The following is a 20463-nucleotide window of genomic DNA, read 5'->3' on the forward strand; positions in this document are numbered from 1 at the left end:
GGCCTCACATTCGGAAGACGCCGAAGCCATCGGCGCCCTTGATCGGGGCATTGTGAATGGCCGACAAGGACATTCCCAATACGGTGCGGGTATCGCGCGGATCGATGACGCCGTCGTCGAACAGGCGCCCGGACATGAACATGGCCAGCGACTCGGCCTCGATCTGTGCCTCGATCATGGCGCGCATCCCGGCGTCGGCCTCCTCGTTGAAAGGCATGCCCTTGGCCTCGGCCGCCGCGCGACCGACGATCGAGATGACGCCCGCCAGCTGCGCACCACCCATGACGGCGGATTTCGCACTGGGCCAGGCGTATACGAAGCGCGGGTCGAAGGCACGGCCGCACATTCCGTAGTGCCCGGCACCGTAGGAGGCACCCATCAGCACCGAGATGTGCGGCACCTTCGAGTTGGAGACCGCGTTGATCATCATCGCGCCGTGCTTGATGATGCCCCGCTGCTCGTACTCCTTGCCGACCATATAGCCGGTGGTGTTGTGCAGGAACAGCAATGGGGTGTCGGACTTGTTGGCCAGCTGGATGAACTGGGTCGCCTTCTGCGATTCCTCGGAGAACAGCACACCGCGCGCGTTGGCCAGGATGCCGATCGGATACCCGTGCAGCTCAGCCCATCCGGTGACCAGGCTGCCACCGTAGAGCGGCTTGAACTCGTCGAAGTCGGAGCCGTCGACGATGCGCGCGATCACCTCGCGCGGATCGAACGGGATCTTCAGGTCGTTGGGCACGATGCCGAGCAGGTCCTCGGGGTCGTACAGCGGCTCGATCACCGACGAGCGCGGCGCGGGGCCCTGCCTGCGCCAGTTGAGCCGCCGGACGATGGAGCGGCCGATCCGGATCGCGTCCTGCTCGTCGAGCGCGTAGTAGTCGGCCAGGCCGGAGACGCGGGCGTGCATGTCGGCGCCGCCGAGCGATTCGTCGTCGGACTCCTCGCCGGTGGCCATCTTGACCAGCGGCGGGCCGCCGAGGAACACCTTGGAGCGCTCCTTGATCATCACCACGTGATCCGACATGCCCGGAATGTAGGCGCCGCCCGCGGTCGAGTTGCCGAAGACGAGCGCGATGGTCGGGATGCCCGCGGCCGAGGCCTGGGTGAGGTCGCGGAACATGCGGCCGCCGGGGACGAAGACTTCCTTCTGCGTCGGCAGATCCGCGCCGCCGGACTCGACCAGCGAGATCACCGGCAGCCGGTTCTCCCGGACGATGTCGTTGATGCGCAACGTCTTTCGCAGCGTCCACGGGTTCGAGGTGCCGCCGCGCACGGTTGGATCCGGCGCGACGATCATGCATTCGACGCCCTCGACGACGCCGATGCCCGCGATAGTGCTTGCGCCGACGTGGAATTCGCTGCCCCAGCCCGCCAGGGGGCACAGCTCCAGGAACGGCGAGTCCTCATCGATGAGCAGCTCGACCCGCTCCCGCGCGGTCATCTTGCCGCGCTTGCGATGCCGGGCCAGCTTGTCCGGTCCGCCGCCGGCGATCGCCTTGGCGAACTCGCCCTCGACCTCGGTGAGCTTGGCCGTCATGGCTTCCGCCGCGGCGGCGTACTCCGGCGAGCCGGTGTCGAGTGTGCTTCGTAGTGTCGTCAAGACTGGTACCCCAATCGTTTGGCGGCGAGGCCGGTGAGGATCTCGGTGGTGCCACCGCCGATGCCGAGGATGCGCATGTCGCGGTATTGGCGTTCGACCTCGGATTCGCGCATGTAGCCGAGTCCGCCGAACAGTTGGACGGCCTGGTTGGCCACCCACTCACCGGCTTCGACGGCGGTGTTCTTGGCGAAACACACCTCGGCGATGAGGTCGGTCTCGCCGTTCGCGCTGCGCTGCGCCACATCTCGGGTGTAGACGCGGGCGACGTCGATGCGCCGGGCCATCTCGGTGACCGTGTTCTGCACGGCCTGCCTGCTGATCAGCGGGCGGCCGAAGGTTTCCCGGCTGCGGACCCAGTCCAGGGTGAGGTCGAGGCAGCGTTGCGCGCTCGAATACGCCTGCACCGCAAGGCCGACCCGCTCGCTGACGAAAGCGCCCGCGATCTGGAAGAAGCCGGAGTTCTCCGGGCCGACCAGATTCTCCGCGGGCACCCGCACATCCACGTAGGACAGTTCGGCGGTGTCCGAGGCGCGCCAGCCCATCTTGTCCAGCTTGCGGCTGACCGTGAAGCCCGGCGTGCCCTTCTCCACCACGAGCAGCGAAATCCCGCCGGAGCCAGGGCCGCCCGTGCGCACCGCGGTGACCACGTAGTCGGCGCGGCAGGCGGAGGTGATGAAGGTCTTGGCGCCGTTGACGATGTAGTGGTCGCCGTCGCGGCGCGCGGTGGTGGTGAGATGGCCGACGTCGGAGCCGCCGCCGGGTTCGGTGATGGCGAGCGAGCCGATCTGCTCCCCCGCCAAAGTCGGTCGCACCCAACGCTCGATCTGGTCGGTGTTGCCCGAGGCGATCATGTGCGGCACCGCGATGCCGCAGGTGAACAGCGACGCGAACAGGCCACCGGAGGCACCCGCCTGGTGCAGTTCCTCGCAGACGATCATCGCGTCGATGCCGTCGCCGCCGGAACCGCCTGCGGATTCGGGGAATTGGATGCCGAGCAGGCCGAGCGCACCGGCCTTCTTGTGTAGCTCACGCGGGATCTCGCCCTCACGCTCCCACTCGTCCATGTAGGGCAGGACTTCCCGCTCTGCGAAACCCCTTACGGTCGCACGCAATTCGCGACGCTCAGGGGAATTCCAGGGACTCACGCTCATGACAACAGCTCCAATGGGATGTCGAGATGACGGGACCGCAGCCATTCGCCGAGTCCCTTGGCCTGGGGGTCGAATCGAGCCTGATAGGCGACACCCTGACCGAGTAAGCCTTCGATGATGAAGTTCACCGCCCGCAGGTTGGGCAGCACGTGCCTGGTCACCGTCAGCGAGGCGGTTTCCGGCAGTAGCTCTTTGACGCGCTCGACGGTGAGCGTGTTTGCGAGCCAGCGCCATTGCTCGTCGGTACGCACCCAGACGCCGATGTTGGCGTTGCCGCCCTTGTCGCCGCTGCGCGCCAAGGCGATGGTGCCGAGCGGTGCGCGGCGGGTTTCGCTGGCGGGCAACGGTTCCGGCAGCGCGGGCTCGGCGACCTCGGCCAGCGGCCGGGTGTCCGAAGACGGCGCGATGTCGACGCGGGAGCCATCCGGCAGCACCGCGATATGCGGCACCTCGGTGGCATCGACGAACCCCGGCGAGTACACGCCGTAGGGAGAACCGTTGCCGGGCATCGTGGTAAAGCTGCACCCCGGGTAGCTGGCCAGGGCCAGTTCGACGGCCACGCTGGAGAACGCGCGGCCGACCTTGTTCGGGTCCGGGTCGCGCACCACGCAGCGCAGCAGCGCGCTGGCCTGTTCCTCGGTGTCGGCGTCCGGCCGGTCCAGCCGCGCGAGCGTCCAGTCCAGCTCGGCGGGTTTCACCGACAGCCAGGACTCCAACTGCCGTTGCGCCAGTGCGGCTTTCGCCTCGATGTCGAGGCCGGTGAGGATGAACTCCATCTCGTTGCGGAAGCCGCCGATCGTGTTCAGCGACACCTTCAGCTGCTCCGGCGGCGCCTCGCCGACGACGCCGCTGATCAGCACGCGATCGGGGCCGTCCGCGCTGAGCTCGATGGAGTCGAGCCGCGACGTCACATCGGGTCCCGCGTACCGGGCCCCTTGAATCTCGTACATGAGCTGCGCTTCGATGGTGTCGACCGTGACCGAGCCGCCGGTGCCCTCGTGCTTGGTGATGACACTGCTTCCATCCCTGCGGATTTCGGCGATCGGGAACCCTGGCTTGCCCAGGTCGGCGAGCTCGGTGAAGAACGCGTAGTTGCCGCCGGTGGCCTGCGTGCTGCATTCGATGACGTGTCCGGCCACCACCGCACCCGCGAGTTCGTCGTAATCAGTACGGCCCCAACCGAAGTGCGCCGCCGCCGGGCCGACGATCACCGAGGCGTCGGTGACCCGGCCGGTGACCACGATGTCCGCGCCCGCGTTCAGGCATTCGACGATGCCCCACGCACCGAGGTAAGCGTTCGCGGTCAGCGGTGCGCCGAGGCCGAGTTCGCCTGCGCGCGCGACCAAGTCGTCGCCTTCGACGTACGCGATCTTCGCGTCGAGGCCGAGATCGGCGGCCACCTTGCGCAGGCGCTCGGCCAATCCGGCGGGATTGAGACCGCCCGCGTTCGTGACGATCTGGACATTGCGTTCCAGCGCGAGTCCGAGGCATTCCTCGATCTGCTTCACGAAGGTCTTGGCGTAACCGAGGCTCGGATCCTTCATCCGGTCGCGGCCGAGGATCAGCATGGTGAGCTCGGCGAGATAGTCGCCGGTGAGCACGTCGAGCTGCCCGCCTTCGAGCATCTCGCGCATAGCGCTCAGCCGATCACCGTAGAAGCCGGAACAGTTGCCGATCCGGAGCACGTCCGGATTTGCGGCCAGCACACTCATCAGCGGGGATGCCTCCTGTAACGGCGAACCGTCAGGGCACAGCCGCGTGCCGCACCCGTGAAGTCCGCGTTCCGAGCACCAGCATCACACTCAGGTCAGAAAAAAGCAAGCACGCGTGCTTGTTAATCACGAGTGGGTCAGATCACTGCAGATAGCGCCGGTAAAGCCCGGCAAAACCGACAGAGCAGAATGGGCACAATGTCCACCGACGTCACTGTGATCATCCTGCTCGCGCTCGCCGGGTTCCTGCTCGGCGGCGTCTATTCGACGTGGCAGACCGCGCGCAAGTTCGCGATCGTGCTGGCGGTCCTGGCCGTGCTCGCGATCGCGGGTGCGATCGCCTGGTGGGTCGGCGCCTGACTCAGAGCTCGGAGAGCTTGAAGATGCGCAGGTCCTCGGGGACCCCGCTAAGCGGCGCGGCAAAGAAGCTGCGGCGGTAGGGCTTTACCGCATGGCCCAGTTCGGCGAGGGTCTCGGGCTCGAGCGACTGCAGCGTCGCCTCGGACAGCATGGTATTGCCGTTGCCGCCCGCCTCCATCACCCTGGCCGCGATCGTCACGTCGACGCCGAGCCAGTCGCCGCCGATCTCGCGCGGTGAGCCGGTGTGCAGCCCGATCCGCATCTGCGGGCGATAGTCGCGCACCTTCACGTCGGCGAGGTTGCGCTTGGCGTTGATCGCGGCGCGCACGGCCCGCTCGGCCGACGGGAACACGGCCATCACGCCGTCACCCATCCGCTTGACCACCTGACCGCCGCGCTCGGCGATCGGCGGCTCGATGGCCTTGGCGACCCGCCGCAGCAGCTCCAGCGTGGCCTCGTCACCCGCGGACAGCGACCAACTGGAGAAGGCCACCAGGTCGGTGAACATGACAGTTACTTCAGCGTTACCTTTGCCGCGGCCGACTCGTTCCAGCATCGCCTGCCAGACCTGGAGTGCGCCGAAGCCGATTTCCCGAGCCGCGCTCGGAGTGTCGCCGACCAGTTTGTCCGCGGCGCGGGCCACGGCACGCGCACCGCCGGGGCCGGTCACCGAGAGCGGGTCGCCGAAGGAGGGGTCACCTGGCAGCTGCTCACGCGCCTTACGGAGCACGCCGATGAAGTCCGTCCGATTGTTCGCCGCGTTCATCAACGCGGACAGCTGGCCCTTGCGCAGGCCGGTCCCGGGACGGCGGATGGGACCGCCCTCGTCCGCGGGTACCAGCGGAATCACGACCTCGGGTGGGAGGCCGTTTTCGTCCTCCGGCTCCGACCCGGGCGCAGCACCGCCGGAAGGTGTTTCGCTCACGCCCAGAGGGTATCTCAGCCGACCTGTCGTCGGCGGATCACTGATCATCGCCACCTGCTACCTCCCGACGGGCGAAGCGGGCACAACATTGGGGCCGCCGATGGATAACGAGCTGGTTGCTGAGTCGAACTGTACCCGCGGATTCGGCCCTGATGAAGCGACCTGTTTCACAGTTTCCGTGATGTTCACATGACTCATTGACCAGCAAGAATGTGCCCGCGAGCGGGTGTGATCGGTGTGCGCCCGACAACGCCATCGGCCCGGCGTGAAGGGGATCACACCGGGCCGATGGTTACACCGTCCGCCGGGCAGTGGCGGGGCGGTGGCGGGGCGCGCGAACCTCCCGACAAGGTCGGCGCCCCAGACCCGAGTGGCGAGGGAAGGCAACTCGGGTGGCTTCTCCGCTAAGCGTCGCGCTGGTTGATCATGATCAGCGCGCCGCCGTAGACGATCGCGGTAAAGGCGAGGAAGTAGAGCAGGCTGCCCCAGGGCCCCCAGTGCCAGTTGGCGCCGGAGTCCGAGACGCTGAGGAAGTGGCTCGCGTTCTGGAAGGGCAGGAACGGTGCCACGTTGCGACCGAAGCTACCGAAGGCGCCGAGCAGCGGCTCGATCAGCAAGGACCACAACACGATCAGCGAGATCGCGGCCGCGGACTGCCGGACGAGGACACCGACACCGATGGCCACCGCGATCATCAGGAAGGCATAGATCGGGATGCCGTAGACGGCCCGCCATTGCCCGTCCAGGGTCAGGTTCGCCGCGGGGGCGGACCCGCCGATGGCCTTGGCCACGCCGATGGCGAGGAACGCCAGGATCGTGGTGAGCACCGCGCTGAAGACACCGACGAGCAGCGTCTTGGTGATCAGCACCTTGCTGCGATTGGGCACCGCCTGGAACGTCGTCCGGATGACGCCGAAGCGGTATTCGCTGGTCACCGTCAACGCGGCCATGATCATCAGGACCATCACGCCGAAGCCGACGACGCCTGCCGTCGCGGTACTCACGTCGAGCGTCGGGGTGCCCTCGGCCGGGTTGTCCCCGGCCGACTTGGTGACCAGTGCGAACAGCGCGGCCAGCCCGAGGGCGAGCACGACGACGATGGCCGAGCACCACCAGGGCGACCTGGTCGAGGTGAGCTTGATTCGTTCTGCTGCCAGCACGCCCATCAGAGCGCACCTCCCATCGCCTGATCTTCGCCGTGGTACTGCACGGCGCCGCCGGTCATCCGCATGAACGCCTCTTCCAGCGAAGCACGTTGCGGCGCAAGCTCGAACAGCGTGATCTCGTTCGCGCCGGCCAGCTTGCCGACCGCGTCGCTGGGCACGCCGGCCACCACGAGCGCGGGGCCGTCGGTGCCGGTGCCGTCCTCGCGGACCGTCATGCCGTTCGAGGTGAGCACGCTGCGCAACTGGTCGAGCTGGGGGCTGCGCACGCGCACCGACTGCTCGGAGGCGCGCTCGATGAATTCCTGGGTGGTGGTGTCGGAGATGAGCTGGCCGCGACCGATCACCACGAGGTGTTCGGCGGTCTGCGCCATCTCGGAGAGCAGGTGGCTGGAGACCAGCACGGTGCGGCCCTCGGTGGCCAGTCGCTGCATGAACCGGCGGATCCACAGGATGCCCTCCGGGTCGAGGCCGTTGACCGGCTCGTCGAACAGCAGCACCTGCGGGTCGCCGAGCAGCGCGCCGGCCAGGCCGAGTCGCTGGGACATGCCGAGCGAGAAGCCGCCCGCGGTCTTGCCCGCCACCTCGGACAGGCCGACCAGCCGCAGCACCTCCTCCACCCGGGACTTGGCGATGTCGTTGGAGGCGGCCATCCACTCGAGGTGAGCGCGCGCCGAACGATTCGGATGCACCCACTTGGCGTCGAGCAGCGCACCGACCGTGCGCAGCGGATGGTCCAATTCGCGGTATGGCTTGCCCTGGATGAGTGCGGTGCCTGCGGTTGGCTTGTCCAGCCCCAGGATCATTCGCATCGTCGTCGACTTACCGGCTCCGTTCGGGCCCAGGAACCCCGTCACCTGTCCGGGTCGAACGGTGAAGGATAGATCCTGAACGGCGACGGTCTGCCCGTAGTGCTTGGTCAGCCCTCTCAGCTCGATCATGGGGACCAGCCTGCCCGAAAACTCCGCGATCCGCGTCACTACAAAGTGTCGTGTCCGATCATCCCTGAGGATGACGGGGACCCTGACTACCCCGCACCGGCACCCTGATCGATCCCCTGAGCGGGGGATCCTGGCCAGAAGACCTGGTCAGAGCGCGGGCGAGGAAGCCTGCGCCCAGAACCGCTTCGGGATGCGACCCGCCTGGCGCGCCAGATACCCGGCGCGCACCGCGGCGGCCATCGCCTCGGCCATCAACTCCGGTTGACGTGCCCTGGTCACCGCGGTGGCCAGCAGCACGGCCGAGCAGCCGAGCTCCATGGCGAGCGCAGCGTCGCTGGCGGTGCCGATGCCCGCGTCGAGGATGACCGGGACCTTCGCCTCCGCGACGATCATCTCGATGTTGTGCGGGTTGCCGATGCCGAGACCGGTGCCGATCGGCGAACCGAGCGGCATCACCGCGACGCAGCCCGCGTCCTCCAGCCTGCGCGCGAGGATCGGGTCGTCGGTGGTGTAGGGCAGCACCACGAAACCGTCGTCGACGAGTTGTTCTGCGGCGGTGAGCAATTCGATCGGGTCGGGCAGCAGGGTGCGCTCGTCGGCGACCACCTCGAGCTTGACCCAGTTGGTGTCGAGCGCCTCGCGGGCCAGCTGCGCAGTGAGTACCGCCTCGGCCGCGGTCCGACAGCCCGCCGTGTTGGGCAGCGGCGCGATGTTCAAGCGCTTCAACAGATCCAGCACGCCGGTGCCGCCCGCCGAATCCACGCGGCGCATGGCGACGGTGGTCAGCTCGGTGCCGGAGGCGATGAGCGCCTCCTCCAGCACGGCGAGGTTGTCCGCGCCGCCGGTGCCCATGATGAGGCGAGAACCGAACTCGCGGTCCGCGATTCGCAGCGGAGCGTACGACTCAGCCACCCTGGACCGCCGTCAGCACCTCGATCTGCCAGCCGCGACCGACCGGCTCGCCCCAGCGGGACTTGGGGAACACCGCGCCGTCCACCGCGAGCGCGATGCCCTGGGTCGGCAGTTCGAGGCGGCTGAGCAGCTCTCGGACGGTGAGGGTTTCGGCGAACTCGTGCTCTGTGCCGTTCACACTGACGCCGATGGGTACTGATGTCGAAGTCATCGAACTCCTCCTGCGGATGACGAAGTGGACGGCGGGTGCGCCGTCGAAAAACGTTGCGGGTCGGCGGATTCCGCCTCGGCCAACGGGGTTCCGGAAAGTTGAGCCAGCACCGCGTCCACGGTGAGCGGCATGGTCAGCATGCCGTTGCGGCCGTTGCCGGTGGCCGCGATGACCCGGTCGCTCAGCCTGCCGAGCAACGGCAGGTTGTCCGGGGTGCCAGGGCGCGAGCCCGCGCTCGCCTCGGCCAGCTCGTATTCGCCGATACCGGGGAATACCGCCTCGGCGTCGGCGATCAGGTCGCGGACACCGGCGACGGTCACCGCGGTGTCGAAACCCGCCTCGTATTGTGTTGCGCCGACCACGATTCCGTCGGGGCGGGGGACCAGGTAGATCGATCGGCCGTGCACCCTGGCGCGGACGACGCGGCGCGGCGCGGGGGCGACGCCGGGGCGGTGGCGCAGGCGCAGGATCTCGCCCTTGATCGGGCGGACCGGCAAGCCGGGCCACAGTCGGGCGGATGCGGCGCCCGCGGCGAGAACGATCTGATCGTGCGGAAGCGAATCCAGCGCGTCGACGGATTCGGCGCGGATCTGCACCCCGGCGGCCGTCGCGGCCTTGCGCAGGGCGGCGACCAGGCGTCGATTGTCGATCGCGGGCTCGGCGGGCGCGTGCAATCCGGCCCGCACCGTGCGCGCCAGGTTCGGTTCCAGCGCGCGTACGCCCGCGCGATCCAGTACATGTAGCTCGTGGCCGCGGCCACCGACCCAGTCGGCGATGGTGCGCAAGTCGGCCGCGTCGGCGGCGTCCAGTGCGACCGTCAGCGTCGCGTCGGCCACGAAGACCGAGACGCCGGTGGATTCCTCGATGCGGGCCGCGAACTCCGGCCAGCGGGCCAGCGCGGCCGCGCCGAACTCGAGCACCCGGTCCTCCCCCGGCCAGCCCTCGGACAACGGCGCGAGCATGCCGCCCGCCACCCACGACGCGCCGGATCCGACGGCGGGGTCGAACAGGGTGACCGACCAGCCCGCCTCGGCGGCCCGCCAGGCCACGCCGAGCCCGATGACGCCGCCACCGACGACGGCCAGCGTCCGCATCCGTTTCCACCTGCCTCTGTATCCCATGGGCGGCGTTCGCGGGCGCCTTCCTGGTTTACCCGTCTTCGGGCCCGTCGCGCACACCGCTGTGGTCGACATGTGACGTCCGGGGTCCCCTCGCAGGGACACTCCGCGACCGCCGCGTTGGCCCGGCGCTCGTGCCGCCGTTCGCTTCCCCACGGTAGCGCGGCTACGGTCGAAGGCGTGCAACCCTCCCACCCCGCTCGACCCGCATCGCCCAGGGAGCGCTTGGCAACCGCTCGGCTCTATCTCTGTACCGACGCCAGACGGGACAAGGGCGATCTGGCCAAGTTCGCCGAAGCGGCCTTCGCGGGTGGGGTCGACATCATCCAGCTCAGGGACAAGGGTTCGCCCGGTGAAGCGAAGTTCGGCCCGCTCGAGGCGCGCGCCGAACTCGGCGCCCTCGCGGAGCTGAAGGCGGCCGCACGCAGGCACGGTGCGCTGGTCGCGGTGAACGACCGCGCCGATATCGCGCTGGCCGCGGGAGCCGATGTACTGCACCTCGGCCAGGGCGACCTGCCACCTTGGTACGCGCGGCGCATCCTCGGCCAAGACGTGGTGATCGGCCGCTCCACCCACAATCGCGCGCAGGCCGGGCTCGCCGCGATCGACGAACACATCGATTACTTCTGCACCGGCCCGGTGTACGCGACCCCGACCAAGCCGGGACGCCAGGCCGCGGGCATCGAACTGGTGCGCTCCACCTCCGACGCGCATCCGACCCGGGCGTGGTTCGCGATCGGCGGCATCGACGCGGACAACCTGCCGGACGTGCTCGCGGCGGGCGCGAACCGCATCGTCGTGGTGCGCGCGATCACCGAGGCGCGCGACCCGGAAGCCGCTGCCCGCCAACTCAAGACGGCGCTGCTCGCCAACTCGTAGCCGGTGACCGGACACCTGATTTACCGCCGGGCCGAGCGGGTACTGAGGTCAGGAGAGAACTTGGCCCCGGGTGAGCGAGACCACGGCGTCGACCACCGGGCCGCAGTCGGATGTCTGATCGGCCCGCGGCGACGCGGCGTCGTCCGCCGCTCGGCTCGCCGGATCGACGATCCGCGCATAGCCACCGGGACCATCGGGATCGGAATGGAGCCAGAAGAAGCCTTGGTCGGCGAGATCGACAGTGCGCGGCAGTGCGGCGGCGACCGCGCGGTCGTCCGCGAGTTCGTCGAGGCAGACACGGGCGGGCGCGGCGCGCAAGGCGGGCCAGGCCACCGCGAAGCCGGGGTGCAGCAGCCGCGCGTCGACCTCGGCCTCCGGAATCCAGGCCAGCTCGGAACTCTCCCGGTTCCGGCTGGTCGGCAGCGTCTGCACGGCGTCTGCGATCACGGTGGTGTAGGTCCAACCGCTCGACGCGGACGCGGTCACCCGCTCGCTGCGCACCCGGACGTCGGCGGGATCGATCCCCGCCTCCTCCCAGGTCTCGCGCACCGCGGCGTGCACCGGGGTCTCGTGGCTGTCCCTGGCGCCGCCCGGCAGCGCCCAGGTGCCGCCCTGATGACTCCACGGCGCGCGGTGCTGCATCAGCACGGCCGACCCGCCGTCGGCGAGCGGCGCGCGCAGCAGCAGTCCGGCGGCACCGAAACGGCCCCAATGCCGCATCCCACCGGGGTCGCGCGACCACCCGTCACCGTCACCACGCATCTCGTATCCATCCTCAATCTGCCGTCGCAGCACCCCGCCCTGCTGCCAAGCAGGGGTATTTCACACGCAACGGCACCGCTACGACCACAATAAACTCCGCAACAACAGACACGGGGTGACCGCTGATCCGGTCGGTCCGTCGAGAAATCCGCGAATGCGGCCCAGACTGGGGAGGTGGACATGGCTCGGATCGAGCAGGCGACGGCGGTACTCCGGCCGTCGCCCACCGCCGAGCTCGCCGCGCAGGACAGTCCAGGCGCGTTGCGGGTCGCCTTCGTGCGCGAGCAGTTCGATCCGGCCCGGCTGCGCCTGTTCGCGAGCTCCTCGCCGGGACGGCTGATCGCGATCGGACTACTGCTCATCACGGTCTGCGTGGCCGCGGGCTGGGTGACCGGCGCGACGGTGGGCGACCGGCAGCAGACGCTGAACGTGCTGCTCGACGACACCGAGCCGGACGCGTACTCCGCGCATCGCCTGTACACGTCGCTGTCCATCGCGGACGCCGCGGCGAGCACCGCGTTCATCGCGGGCGGGCTGGAGCCGCAGGCGGTGCGCGATCGGTACAGCCAGGCGGTCGGCGAGGCCGCCGCGGAATTGGTGGCGGAAACAGGGAAGGCCACCGGCACCGTGCCGAGCCAGGCCGACAACACCGATACCCAGTTGCGCACCGGGATCGCCACCAGCCTGCCGGTGTACACCGGAGTGGTGGAGACCGCGCGGGCGAACAACCGCAGTGGATATCCGGTCGGCGCAGCGTATTTGAGCGAAGCGTCCAGCCAGATGCAGACCACCGTGCTGCCGATGGCCGAGGAACTGCAGAACCGGCGCCAGGCGGCGGTGACCGCGGCGCAGCGCAATCACGTCCGGCCGCCGTGGACGGCCATCGTGCTGGTGATTCTCGCGCTGATCGCACTGGTCTGGGCGCAGTTCGAGTTGGCGAAACGGTGGCGCCGGGTGCTCAACCCCGGGCTGTTGCTCGCCTCGGCGGCGGTGCTGATCCTGTTGGCCTGGACGGTGATGGCGGGGGCGCTCTCGGCCACCTCGATGATCCGCGGGCGCGACGACGGCGCGGTGCCCGCCTCGCGGCTGACCGAGAGCCGGATCCTGGCGCAGCAGGCGCGTTCGGCGGAGACGCTGAAGCTGGTCAGCCGGGACGCGACCGGCGACTACGACCGCACCTACGACGCGAACATCGCCCGCCTCGCCGATCTGCTCGGCGGCTACCCGAGTTCCGCGCCCGCCGCCGACGAGGTGCGCAATGCCATTCCGGCACTTGCTCGTTGGCGGGTGGCTCATCAGCGGATGAACGACACGCTGGCCCGCGGCGACTTCAACGGCGCGGCAACGGTGGCGACCGGGCCGGGTGCCGCGGATGTCGCGGCACAGGTGGACGCACTGGACAAGGCACTGGAGCGAGGCATCGACGAGACACGGAATACCTTGCGCGACAATATTTTCCGAGCGGCAAACGTGCTCGCCTATATGGGACCCGGCGCGCTGGTGCTCGGTATCGTCGCGGCGGCCTGTGTCGGACTCGGTCTGTGGCCCCGGCTGCGGGAGTACCGATGAGGCCCGGGCGCGGCATCGCCGCCGTCGCACTCGCCGCCGTCGCGCTGATCGGTGGCTGTACCAGCGAATCGGCAGCGCCGTTACCGACCAACACCGCCAAGTACATCGAACCCCCGCTGCCCGCCAAAGCCATTCCCGTACTGACGGATTCGGCGGCCCCGCCGAACAACCAGCAGTGCGGCGACCCGACGGCGAGCCTGCGCCCGACCGGCCAGGGCGCCGCGGCGCGCGGACCGACCATCGACGCGATCCGGGCCCGCGGCCGCCTGGTGGTCGGGCTGGACGCGGGCAGCAACCTGTTCAGCTTCCGTGATCCGATCTCCGGCGCCATCGTCGGCTTCGACGCTGATATCGCCAGGGAGGTCGCCCGCGACCTGCTCGGCAGCCCGGATCTGATCGAATACCGCACCCTCGGCTCGGCCGACCGGGAACGGGCGCTGCAGAACCGCGAGGTGGACATGGTCGCGAAGACCATGACGATCACCTGCGAACGGCGGCAGAAGGTCACCTTCTCCACCGTGTACCTGCGTTCCAACCAGCGGGTGCTCGCGATGAAGAACTCCGGCATCAACAGCATCGCCGATCTCGCGGGCAAGCGGGTGTGCATCGTGCGCGGCACCACCTCACTGGACCGCATCCGCCAGTATCAGCCCGCCGCGACCGTGCTCTCCGTGCCGACCTGGGCCGACTGCCTGGTAGTCCTGCAGCAGCGGCAGGTCGACGCGGTGAGCACCGACGACTCCATCCTGGCCGGCCTGGCCGCGCAGGACCCCTACACGGCGGTGGTCGGCGACAGCATCAGTGTCGAGCCCTACGGCATCGGCATGACCAAGGGCGACGACGATCTGGTGCGCTTCGTGAACGGCACCCTGGACCGCATTCGCAACGACGGCACCTGGGACCGCAGCTACCGCCAGTGGTTGACCGTGCTCGGCCCGTCCCCCGGCCCGCCCACCCCGAATTACGCGGACTGACGGCCGATGAACACAGCTGACGACGCCACCCCCGACGCGGACGAATCCACCGTCGTTCCTTCGGCTTCCAGCGACGAGGTGGCGGAGCCGGTACATACCGAGCTGGCCCGGGGATCGCGGCCGACGCCGAGCCAGGCGGCCGCGGCCGAAACCATCATCGGCGCTTGGCGAACCGACTCCGAACCCGACTCGGCGGCGACGATGCGGACCTCCGGCCGGAGTGTGCGCACGGCCCGGTCCCGGCCGACGGTGCGCCGACTCGGCGGCGGGCTGGTGCCGATCCAGACGGTCGAGCCCGCCGATCCGCGGGCCGCCGTGCTGACCGATCCCGTTGTCTCCGAAGGCAAACGCTTCTGCTGGCGCTGCGGCAATCCGGTCGGCCGGGCCAGCGCCGTCCGGCCCGCGGTGACCACGGGCACCTGCGACACCTGCGGTGCCCCTTACGATTTCCGGCCGTCGCTGCATGAGGGCGACGTGGTGTCCGGGCAGTACGAGGTGCAGGGCTGCATCGCGCACGGCGGGCTCGGCTGGATCTATCTGGCGATCGACCGGAACGTCAGCGATCGCTGGGTAGTGCTCAAGGGCCTGCTGCACACCGGTGACGCCGAGGCACAGGCCGTCGCCGTCGCGGAGCGCCAATTCCTCGCCGAGGTGGCGCATGCCAGCATCGTCAAGATCCACAACTTCGTCGAGCACACCGATCAGGACGGTGCGCCGATCGGCTACATCGTCATGGAGTATGTGGGCGGCCGGTCGCTGCGCGAGATCCTCAACTCCTACGAGCGGCCACACCGGATGCCGGTCGCCGAGGCGATCGCCTATCTGCTGGAGATCCTGCCCGCGCTGGATTACCTGCATTCGATCGGCTTGACCTACAACGACCTCAAGCCGGACAACATCATGGTGACCGAGGATCAGGTGAAGCTGATCGACCTCGGCGCCGTCGCCACCATCGAGTCGTATGGAAATCTGTACGGCACCAGGGGATTTCAGGCGCCCGAGATCGCGAAGACCGGACCGACCGTCGCGTCGGACATCTACACTGTCGGCCGCACCCTGGCCGTGCTCACCCTCGAGATGCCGATGGAGCAGGGCCGGTATCTCGACGGCATCCCCGATCCCGCGGATCATCCCGTGCTGGCGCGCTACGAGTTCTTCCACCGCCTGCTGCTGTGTGCGACCGACCCGGATCCGGACCGTCGATTCCCCTCGGCCCGCGCCATGTCCGCGCAGCTGTCCGGGGTGCTGCGGGAAATCCTGGCGCTGGAGACCGCGACCGAACATCCGCAGTTGTCCACGGTGTTCAGCCCGCCGCGGGCCAGCTTCGGCACCGAGGAACTGATCCGGCAGACCGACGCGTACGCGGACGGCCGAGCCCGCACCAAGCAACTCGAGGCGCGCGATGTGGTTGCGGCACTGCCGATTCCGCTGCTCGACTCGGCGGATCCGTCGGCCCCGCTGCTTGCCACGACGGTGCATGCCGAACCCGAGGAGTCGTTGGCGGCGCTGCGGGCGGCCAAGGAGCGGGCCGAGGCCGATCCCGGCAATGCGCCGGAGACCTTGGATCTGGAGCTCAGGCTGGCCGAGGCCCGGGTGCGGCTCGACCTCGGCGAGTCGTCGACGGTGCTGCATCTGCTCACCCGATTACCCGAAAACGATTGGCGGGTCAGCTGGTATCGCGGCTTGGCGCAGCTGCTCGACGTGGAATACGAGAAGGCCTTCGCCAGCTTCGACGACGTATTGCAGGTGCTACCCGGCGAGATCGGACCCAAGCTCGCGCTGGCCGCGACCGCGGAACTCGTACTCCAGCACTGGGATTCGCCCGACCCGGAACAGTGGCGGGCCTACGCCGAGAAGTTCTATGACACCGTGTGGCGCACCGATCGCGCGGTGGTGAGCGCCGCCTTCGGCCTGGCCAGGCAGCTGGCCGCGGTCGATCGCGTGGTGGACGCGGTGCATGCGCTCGACGAAGTTCCCGCCGCATCAAGGCATTTCACTACCGCCAGGATGACCGCGGTGCTCCTGCTGCTCACCGCCGCTCCGGTGGCCGAGCTCGACGAATCCACGCTGCACATCTCCGCGTCGCGGGTGCTGAGCCTGCCGACCGGCGAGGGCCGATCGGTCCAGATGCGTGTCCTGGTTCTCGGTGCCGCGCTGGCCTGGCTGCAGGCGGGCAACAAGCCGAAACGTCCCGATGCCACGCTGTTCGGCGCATCGTTCACGGAGCGCTGTCTCCGTGAGGGCACCGAAGCCGGACTCCGCGCACTGGCCCGCAGCGCCCCGGGTCGCAACCACCGCTACGCCCTGGTCGACCTCGCCAACTCGATCCGCGCCAAGACCTGGATATAAGGCCACTCACGAAATCTTCACGATGCGTTCGGCAGGATCGGCACCGAATCAGGTTCGCAGGGCTCACTGAGGCCCGCACCGAACCCACCGCATGCCACCGGGATAGGCGCCCTCGCCAGTCCCGGGCGGGCTGCATCTGGACTGCCCTCCGAGTGCGGCCCTACGCATGTGGCGGGGCGGGACTACCTCGGTGCGCTGTTGCTGCAGCGGCAGATCCAGCCCCGGTCGGCCTTCCCTCCCGACCGGGCTCCCCCGCCTCTCCGCGTATTCAGGCCAGACTCGGGGGCCACGACAGTGACGTCGGCGGCCGACGGTGCCGCAACGGGCAAGTCAGCCCGTACCCGGTGAGTTACCCATGTTCTTGCGAAATCTGTTGGCGATGAGTAGGTTACGCCGCTTCGGCGACGCGGTGGGCCGCGCGGGCGATGGCCAGCTCCTCGTTCGTCGGTACCACCAGGACGGCGACTTCGGCGTTCGGCGGGGAAATGCGCCGGGCGGTGCGGGATTTCGCGGCGTTGGCGGTGGGGTCCACCTCGATGCCGAAGCGGGACAGGTCGGCGAGGGCGTCGGCCCTGACCTTGGGGCTGTTCTCGCCGACACCCGCGGTGAAGGTGATGGCGTCGACGCCGCCAAGGTCGATCAGATAGGCGCCGAGGTAGCGGCGGAGGCGATGGATGTAGACGTCGTAGGCGAGTTTCGCTGCGGTGTCTCCGTTTTCGATCAGCTGCTGTAGTTCGCGGAAGTCGTTGACACCGGACAGACCCTTGATGCCCGAGTCCCGGTTCAACAGGGTGTCGATCTGATCGATGTCGAGGTGCGCCGAGCGCATCAGGTGCGCGATGATGCCGGGGTCGATATCGCCGGACCTGGTGCCCATCACCAAGCCCTCCAGCGGGGTCAGGCCCATGGTGGTGTCGATCGGGTGGCCGCCGCGGATCGCCGAGGCCGAGGCGCCGTTACCCAGGTGGAAGACAATCTGATTGAGCTCCGCCGGGTCGCGGCCGAGCAGCTCGGCGACCTGCCTGGACACGTACTCGTGCGAGGTGCCGTGGAAGCCGTACTTCCGAATACCGTGCGCGGCGGCGACCTTCGCGTCGATGGCGTAGGTCTTGGCGGCGTCGGGCAGGCCGTGGAAGAAGGCGGTGTCGAACACGGCGACCTGCGGCACATCGGGCAGCAGCTTGCGTGCGCTCTCGATACCGGCGACATTCGCCGGATTGTGCAGTGGGGCAAGCGAAGACAGATCGGCAATGGCTGCAACGACGTTGTCATCGATCAGCGTCGGCTCATAGAACACCTCGCCGCCGTGCACCACCCGATGCCCGACCGCGCGCACCCCGGCACGGGCCAGGTCGTGTCCGGTCTCGGCGAACATGTCGAAGATCAGCCGCAACCCGGCCGTGTGATCGGCGACGGCACTGCGCCGCTCGGTGCGCACACCGTCGGCCTGATGCTCGATCCCGGCGTTCTCCTCACCGATCCGATCGACCATGCCCGCGGCGGTCACCGCGCCCGACTCCGGGTCCAGGAGTTGGTACTTGATGGACGACGAGCCGGAGTTGATCACCAGCACCAGGTCATCGACAGCTTCAGTCATCACTCACTCTCCCTGCGCCTGGATCGCCGTGATCGCCACGGTGTTGACGATGTCGGCGACCAGCGCACCGCGGGACAGGTCGTTGACCGGTTTGCGCAGGCCCTGCAGCACCGGGCCGATGGCGATCGCACCCGCGCTGCGCTGCACCGCCTTGTAGGTGTTGTTGCCGGTATTGAGATCGGGAAACACGAACACCGTTGCCTTGCCAGCCACTTCGGAATCGGGCAGCTTGGTGGTCGCGACGGTCGGCTCGATCGCCGCGTCGTACTGGATCGGCCCCTCCACCGGCAGCTGCGGCGCGCGCTCGCGGACCAGCTTGGTCGCCACCCGCACCTTGTCCACGTCGGCACCGCTACCGGATTCGCCGGTCGAGTACGACAGCATGGCGATTCGCGGCTCGATGCCGAACCGGGCCGCCGTGGCCGCCGAGGAGATCGCGATATCGGCCAGCTGCTCCGAGGTCGGATCGGGGACCACCGCGCAGTCACCGTAGGCGAGCACCCGGTCGGCGAGACACATGAGGAACACGCTTGAGACGGTGGAGACACCGGGCACCGTCTTGATGATCTCGAAGGACGGCCGGATGGTGTGCGCCGTGGTGTGCGCGGCGCCGGAGACCATGCCGTCGGCGATCCCCTTGTAGACCATCATGGTACCGAAATACGAGATGTCGGACATGGTTTCGCGGGCGCGCTCGACGGTCATCCCCTTGTGCTTGCGCATCTCGGCGTATTCCTTGGCGAAATCGTCCAAGTGGCCGGAGGTTTGGGGATCGAGCACCTGCGCGGCGGAGATGTCCACGCCGAGTTCGGCGGCGCGGGCCCGGATCGACGGCTCGTCGCCGAGGATCACCAGGTCGGCGATCTTGCGTTGCAGCACCCGGCCCGCCGCTCGCAGGATGCGGTCGTCGTCGCCCTCGGGCAGCACGATGCGTTTACGGTCGCCCCTGGCGCGTTCGATGAGCTGGTACTCGAACATCTGCGGCGTCACGATCGTGGTGAGCGGAACTTCGATGCGCCGCAACAACTCCGCGGCGTCCACGTGCTCCTCCATCAACGCGAGGGCGGTGTCGACCTTGCGCGGGCTACCGGCCGACATCCGGCCGCGGGTGCGGTAGGCGGCGCTCGCGGTGTCGTAGGTGCCGAGCTCGGTGGTGAGGATCGGCAGCTTGGGCTTCAGGCCGGACATCAGCCGCGCCACCGCGGGATGGGGCAGCATGCCGCCGTTCATGATGATGCCGGACAGCGACGGAAAGCCTTCCGCCTCATGCGCGTTCACCACGCTGAGCAGCACGTCGGAGCGGTCGCCCGGCGCGATGACCACGACGCCGTCGACCAGCCGCTCCAGGATGTGCTCGGCCGTCATGCCGCCGACCATGATCTTGAGCGCCTCGCGCTGCAGCAATTCCTGGTCGCCGCTGTACATTTCGCCGTCGATGGCGCTGCACAGCTCGGCCATGGTCGGCGAGATCAGCAGCGGCACCTCGGGCAGCGTCCAGGTCGGCACGGCGAAGGCGCCCAGCGCGGCGCCGACGTCGTCGATGTGGTCCGGGTCGCAGCGGTTGGCGATGATCGCGACCAGCTGTGCGTGTTCGAGCACCAGCTCGCTCTGGCACAGCTCGGCCAGGTGCTTCACCTCGGCGGGCGTGCGGCCGGAGCCACGCACCACCAGCAGCACGGGCGCACCGAGATTCACCGCGATCCTGGCGTTGAAGCGCAGCTCGCTGGGGCTGGCGACATCGGTGTAGTCGCTGCCGACCACCACCACCGCGTCGCACACCTTCGCGACCTCGTGGAATCGCATCACGATCTCGCTGATCGCGGCGTCCGGGTCGGCGTGCACCTGCTCGTAGGTGACGCCGGTGGCCTGCGCGTAGTCGATGTCGGCGGTGCTGTGCTCGAGCAGCAGCTCGAGAATGTAGTCAGGTTCGGTGGTCGACCGGGTGATCGGCCGGAACACCCCGACCCGCGCAGTGGTCGCGCACAGCATCTGCAGCACCCCGAGGGCCACCGTCGACTTTCCGGTGTCGCCTTCGGGTGAGGCGATGTAGACGGTGGACGGAGCGTGATCGGCCATGCCCGAAAGCTTAGTGAACGAGCGGCTACCAACCCCCCTCTGCGAGACGGTCGTCACCGACTGTTCGGCAACAATCCGACGCGGACGGCGGCTCGAACGCCGAGTGCGCCTGCTCGACCGGCGGCGGACGGGTCCGCGACCTGCTGACGGCCGTCGCTCCG

At 68.7% G+C, this 20463-nt stretch carries 17 protein-coding genes; 5 read left to right on the plus strand and 12 right to left on the minus strand.

What is annotated here, in order from left to right:
- Positions 1–4: 4 nt before the first annotated feature.
- The 3 genes from ACQPW1_RS46450 to ACQPW1_RS46460 are packed head-to-tail and all read right to left on the minus strand — an operon-like array spanning position 5 to position 4466.
- Positions 5–1603: an acyl-CoA carboxylase subunit beta gene (locus ACQPW1_RS46450; protein ID WP_433660196.1), complete on the minus strand. Its 1599-nt coding sequence runs from the start codon at positions 1601–1603 to the stop codon at positions 5–7.
- Positions 1600–2754 (minus strand): acyl-CoA dehydrogenase family protein, encoded by a 1155-nt coding sequence (locus ACQPW1_RS46455; protein ID WP_433660197.1) that lies wholly within the window; start codon positions 2752–2754, stop codon positions 1600–1602. The genes ACQPW1_RS46450 and ACQPW1_RS46455 overlap by 4 nt, the downstream gene beginning before the upstream one ends.
- Positions 2751–4466 (minus strand): acyclic terpene utilization AtuA family protein, encoded by a 1716-nt coding sequence (locus tag ACQPW1_RS46460; protein WP_433660199.1) that lies wholly within the window; start codon positions 4464–4466, stop codon positions 2751–2753. Before ACQPW1_RS46460 ends, ACQPW1_RS46455 begins: the two co-directional genes overlap by 4 nt.
- 198 nt (positions 4467–4664) lie before the next feature.
- Between ACQPW1_RS46460 and ACQPW1_RS46465 the strand changes: the two genes are divergently transcribed.
- Positions 4665–4826, plus strand: coding sequence for a hypothetical protein (locus ACQPW1_RS46465; RefSeq protein WP_433660201.1), 162 nt, complete (start codon positions 4665–4667; stop codon positions 4824–4826).
- A gap of 1 nt (position 4827) precedes the next feature.
- Here ACQPW1_RS46465 and ACQPW1_RS46470 read toward each other — a convergent pair whose 3' ends face one another.
- The 6 genes from ACQPW1_RS46470 to thiO all read right to left on the minus strand — a co-directional run bounded on the left by ACQPW1_RS46470 (position 4828) and on the right by thiO (position 10072).
- Positions 4828–5751 carry an adenylate/guanylate cyclase domain-containing protein gene (locus tag ACQPW1_RS46470; RefSeq protein ID WP_433660203.1) on the minus strand — a complete coding sequence of 308 codons (924 nt, stop codon included), beginning with the start codon at positions 5749–5751 and terminating at the stop codon, positions 4828–4830.
- A gap of 404 nt (positions 5752–6155) precedes the next feature.
- Positions 6156–6917, minus strand: coding sequence for an ABC transporter permease (locus ACQPW1_RS46475; protein ID WP_433660205.1), 762 nt, complete (start codon positions 6915–6917; stop codon positions 6156–6158).
- Positions 6917–7855, minus strand: coding sequence for an ABC transporter ATP-binding protein (locus tag ACQPW1_RS46480; protein ID WP_433660207.1), 939 nt, complete (start codon positions 7853–7855; stop codon positions 6917–6919). Before ACQPW1_RS46480 ends, ACQPW1_RS46475 begins: the two co-directional genes overlap by 1 nt.
- A gap of 147 nt (positions 7856–8002) precedes the next feature.
- Complete coding sequence (locus tag ACQPW1_RS46485) at positions 8003–8767, minus strand: thiazole synthase (protein ID WP_433660209.1); 765 nt, start codon at positions 8765–8767, stop codon at positions 8003–8005.
- Complete coding sequence (gene thiS / locus ACQPW1_RS46490) at positions 8760–8978, minus strand: sulfur carrier protein ThiS (RefSeq protein ID WP_433660211.1); 219 nt, start codon at positions 8976–8978, stop codon at positions 8760–8762. Before thiS ends, ACQPW1_RS46485 begins: the two co-directional genes overlap by 8 nt.
- Positions 8975–10072 carry a glycine oxidase ThiO gene (gene thiO, locus ACQPW1_RS46495; protein WP_433660213.1) on the minus strand — a complete coding sequence of 366 codons (1098 nt, stop codon included), beginning with the start codon at positions 10070–10072 and terminating at the stop codon, positions 8975–8977. The genes thiS and thiO overlap by 4 nt, the downstream gene beginning before the upstream one ends.
- A 204-nt stretch (positions 10073–10276) precedes the next feature.
- Here thiO and thiE point away from each other — a divergent pair, with 204 nt between their 5' ends.
- Positions 10277–10975 carry a thiamine phosphate synthase gene (gene thiE, locus ACQPW1_RS46500; protein ID WP_433660215.1) on the plus strand — a complete coding sequence of 233 codons (699 nt, stop codon included), beginning with the start codon at positions 10277–10279 and terminating at the stop codon, positions 10973–10975.
- Between the two features lie 48 nt (positions 10976–11023).
- Here thiE and ACQPW1_RS46505 read toward each other — a convergent pair whose 3' ends face one another.
- Positions 11024–11737, minus strand: a complete 714-nt coding sequence (locus ACQPW1_RS46505) for an NUDIX hydrolase (RefSeq protein ID WP_433660216.1) — start codon at positions 11735–11737, stop codon at positions 11024–11026.
- Positions 11738–11917: 180 nt separating this feature from the next.
- On the opposite strand from ACQPW1_RS46505, the gene ACQPW1_RS46510 reads away from it, so the two are divergent.
- Genes ACQPW1_RS46510 through ACQPW1_RS46520 form a run of 3 tightly spaced genes read left to right on the plus strand, consistent with a single transcriptional unit; the run spans position 11918 to position 16629 of the window.
- On the plus strand, positions 11918–13306 hold the full coding sequence (locus ACQPW1_RS46510; protein ID WP_433660218.1) for a hypothetical protein: 1389 nt from the start codon (positions 11918–11920) through the stop codon (positions 13304–13306).
- Positions 13303–14280: a glutamate ABC transporter substrate-binding protein gene (locus ACQPW1_RS46515; RefSeq protein ID WP_433660220.1), complete on the plus strand. Its 978-nt coding sequence runs from the start codon at positions 13303–13305 to the stop codon at positions 14278–14280. The genes ACQPW1_RS46510 and ACQPW1_RS46515 overlap by 4 nt, the downstream gene beginning before the upstream one ends.
- 6 nt (positions 14281–14286) lie before the next feature.
- Positions 14287–16629, plus strand: coding sequence for a serine/threonine-protein kinase PknG (locus ACQPW1_RS46520; RefSeq protein WP_433660222.1), 2343 nt, complete (start codon positions 14287–14289; stop codon positions 16627–16629).
- Between the two features lie 388 nt (positions 16630–17017).
- On the opposite strand, the gene ACQPW1_RS46525 is transcribed toward ACQPW1_RS46520, so the two are convergent.
- Positions 17018–18226, minus strand: coding sequence for an acetate kinase (locus ACQPW1_RS46525; protein ID WP_433660224.1), 1209 nt, complete (start codon positions 18224–18226; stop codon positions 17018–17020).
- Positions 18227–18229: 3 nt separating this feature from the next.
- Positions 18230–20302 (minus strand): phosphate acetyltransferase, encoded by a 2073-nt coding sequence (gene pta / locus ACQPW1_RS46530; protein WP_433660226.1) that lies wholly within the window; start codon positions 20300–20302, stop codon positions 18230–18232.
- Positions 20303–20463 lie beyond the last annotated feature (161 nt).

It is taken from the genome of Nocardia sp. CA-128927 (assembly GCF_050955855.1).
Taxonomy (GTDB): Bacteria; Actinomycetota; Actinomycetes; order Mycobacteriales; family Mycobacteriaceae; genus Nocardia.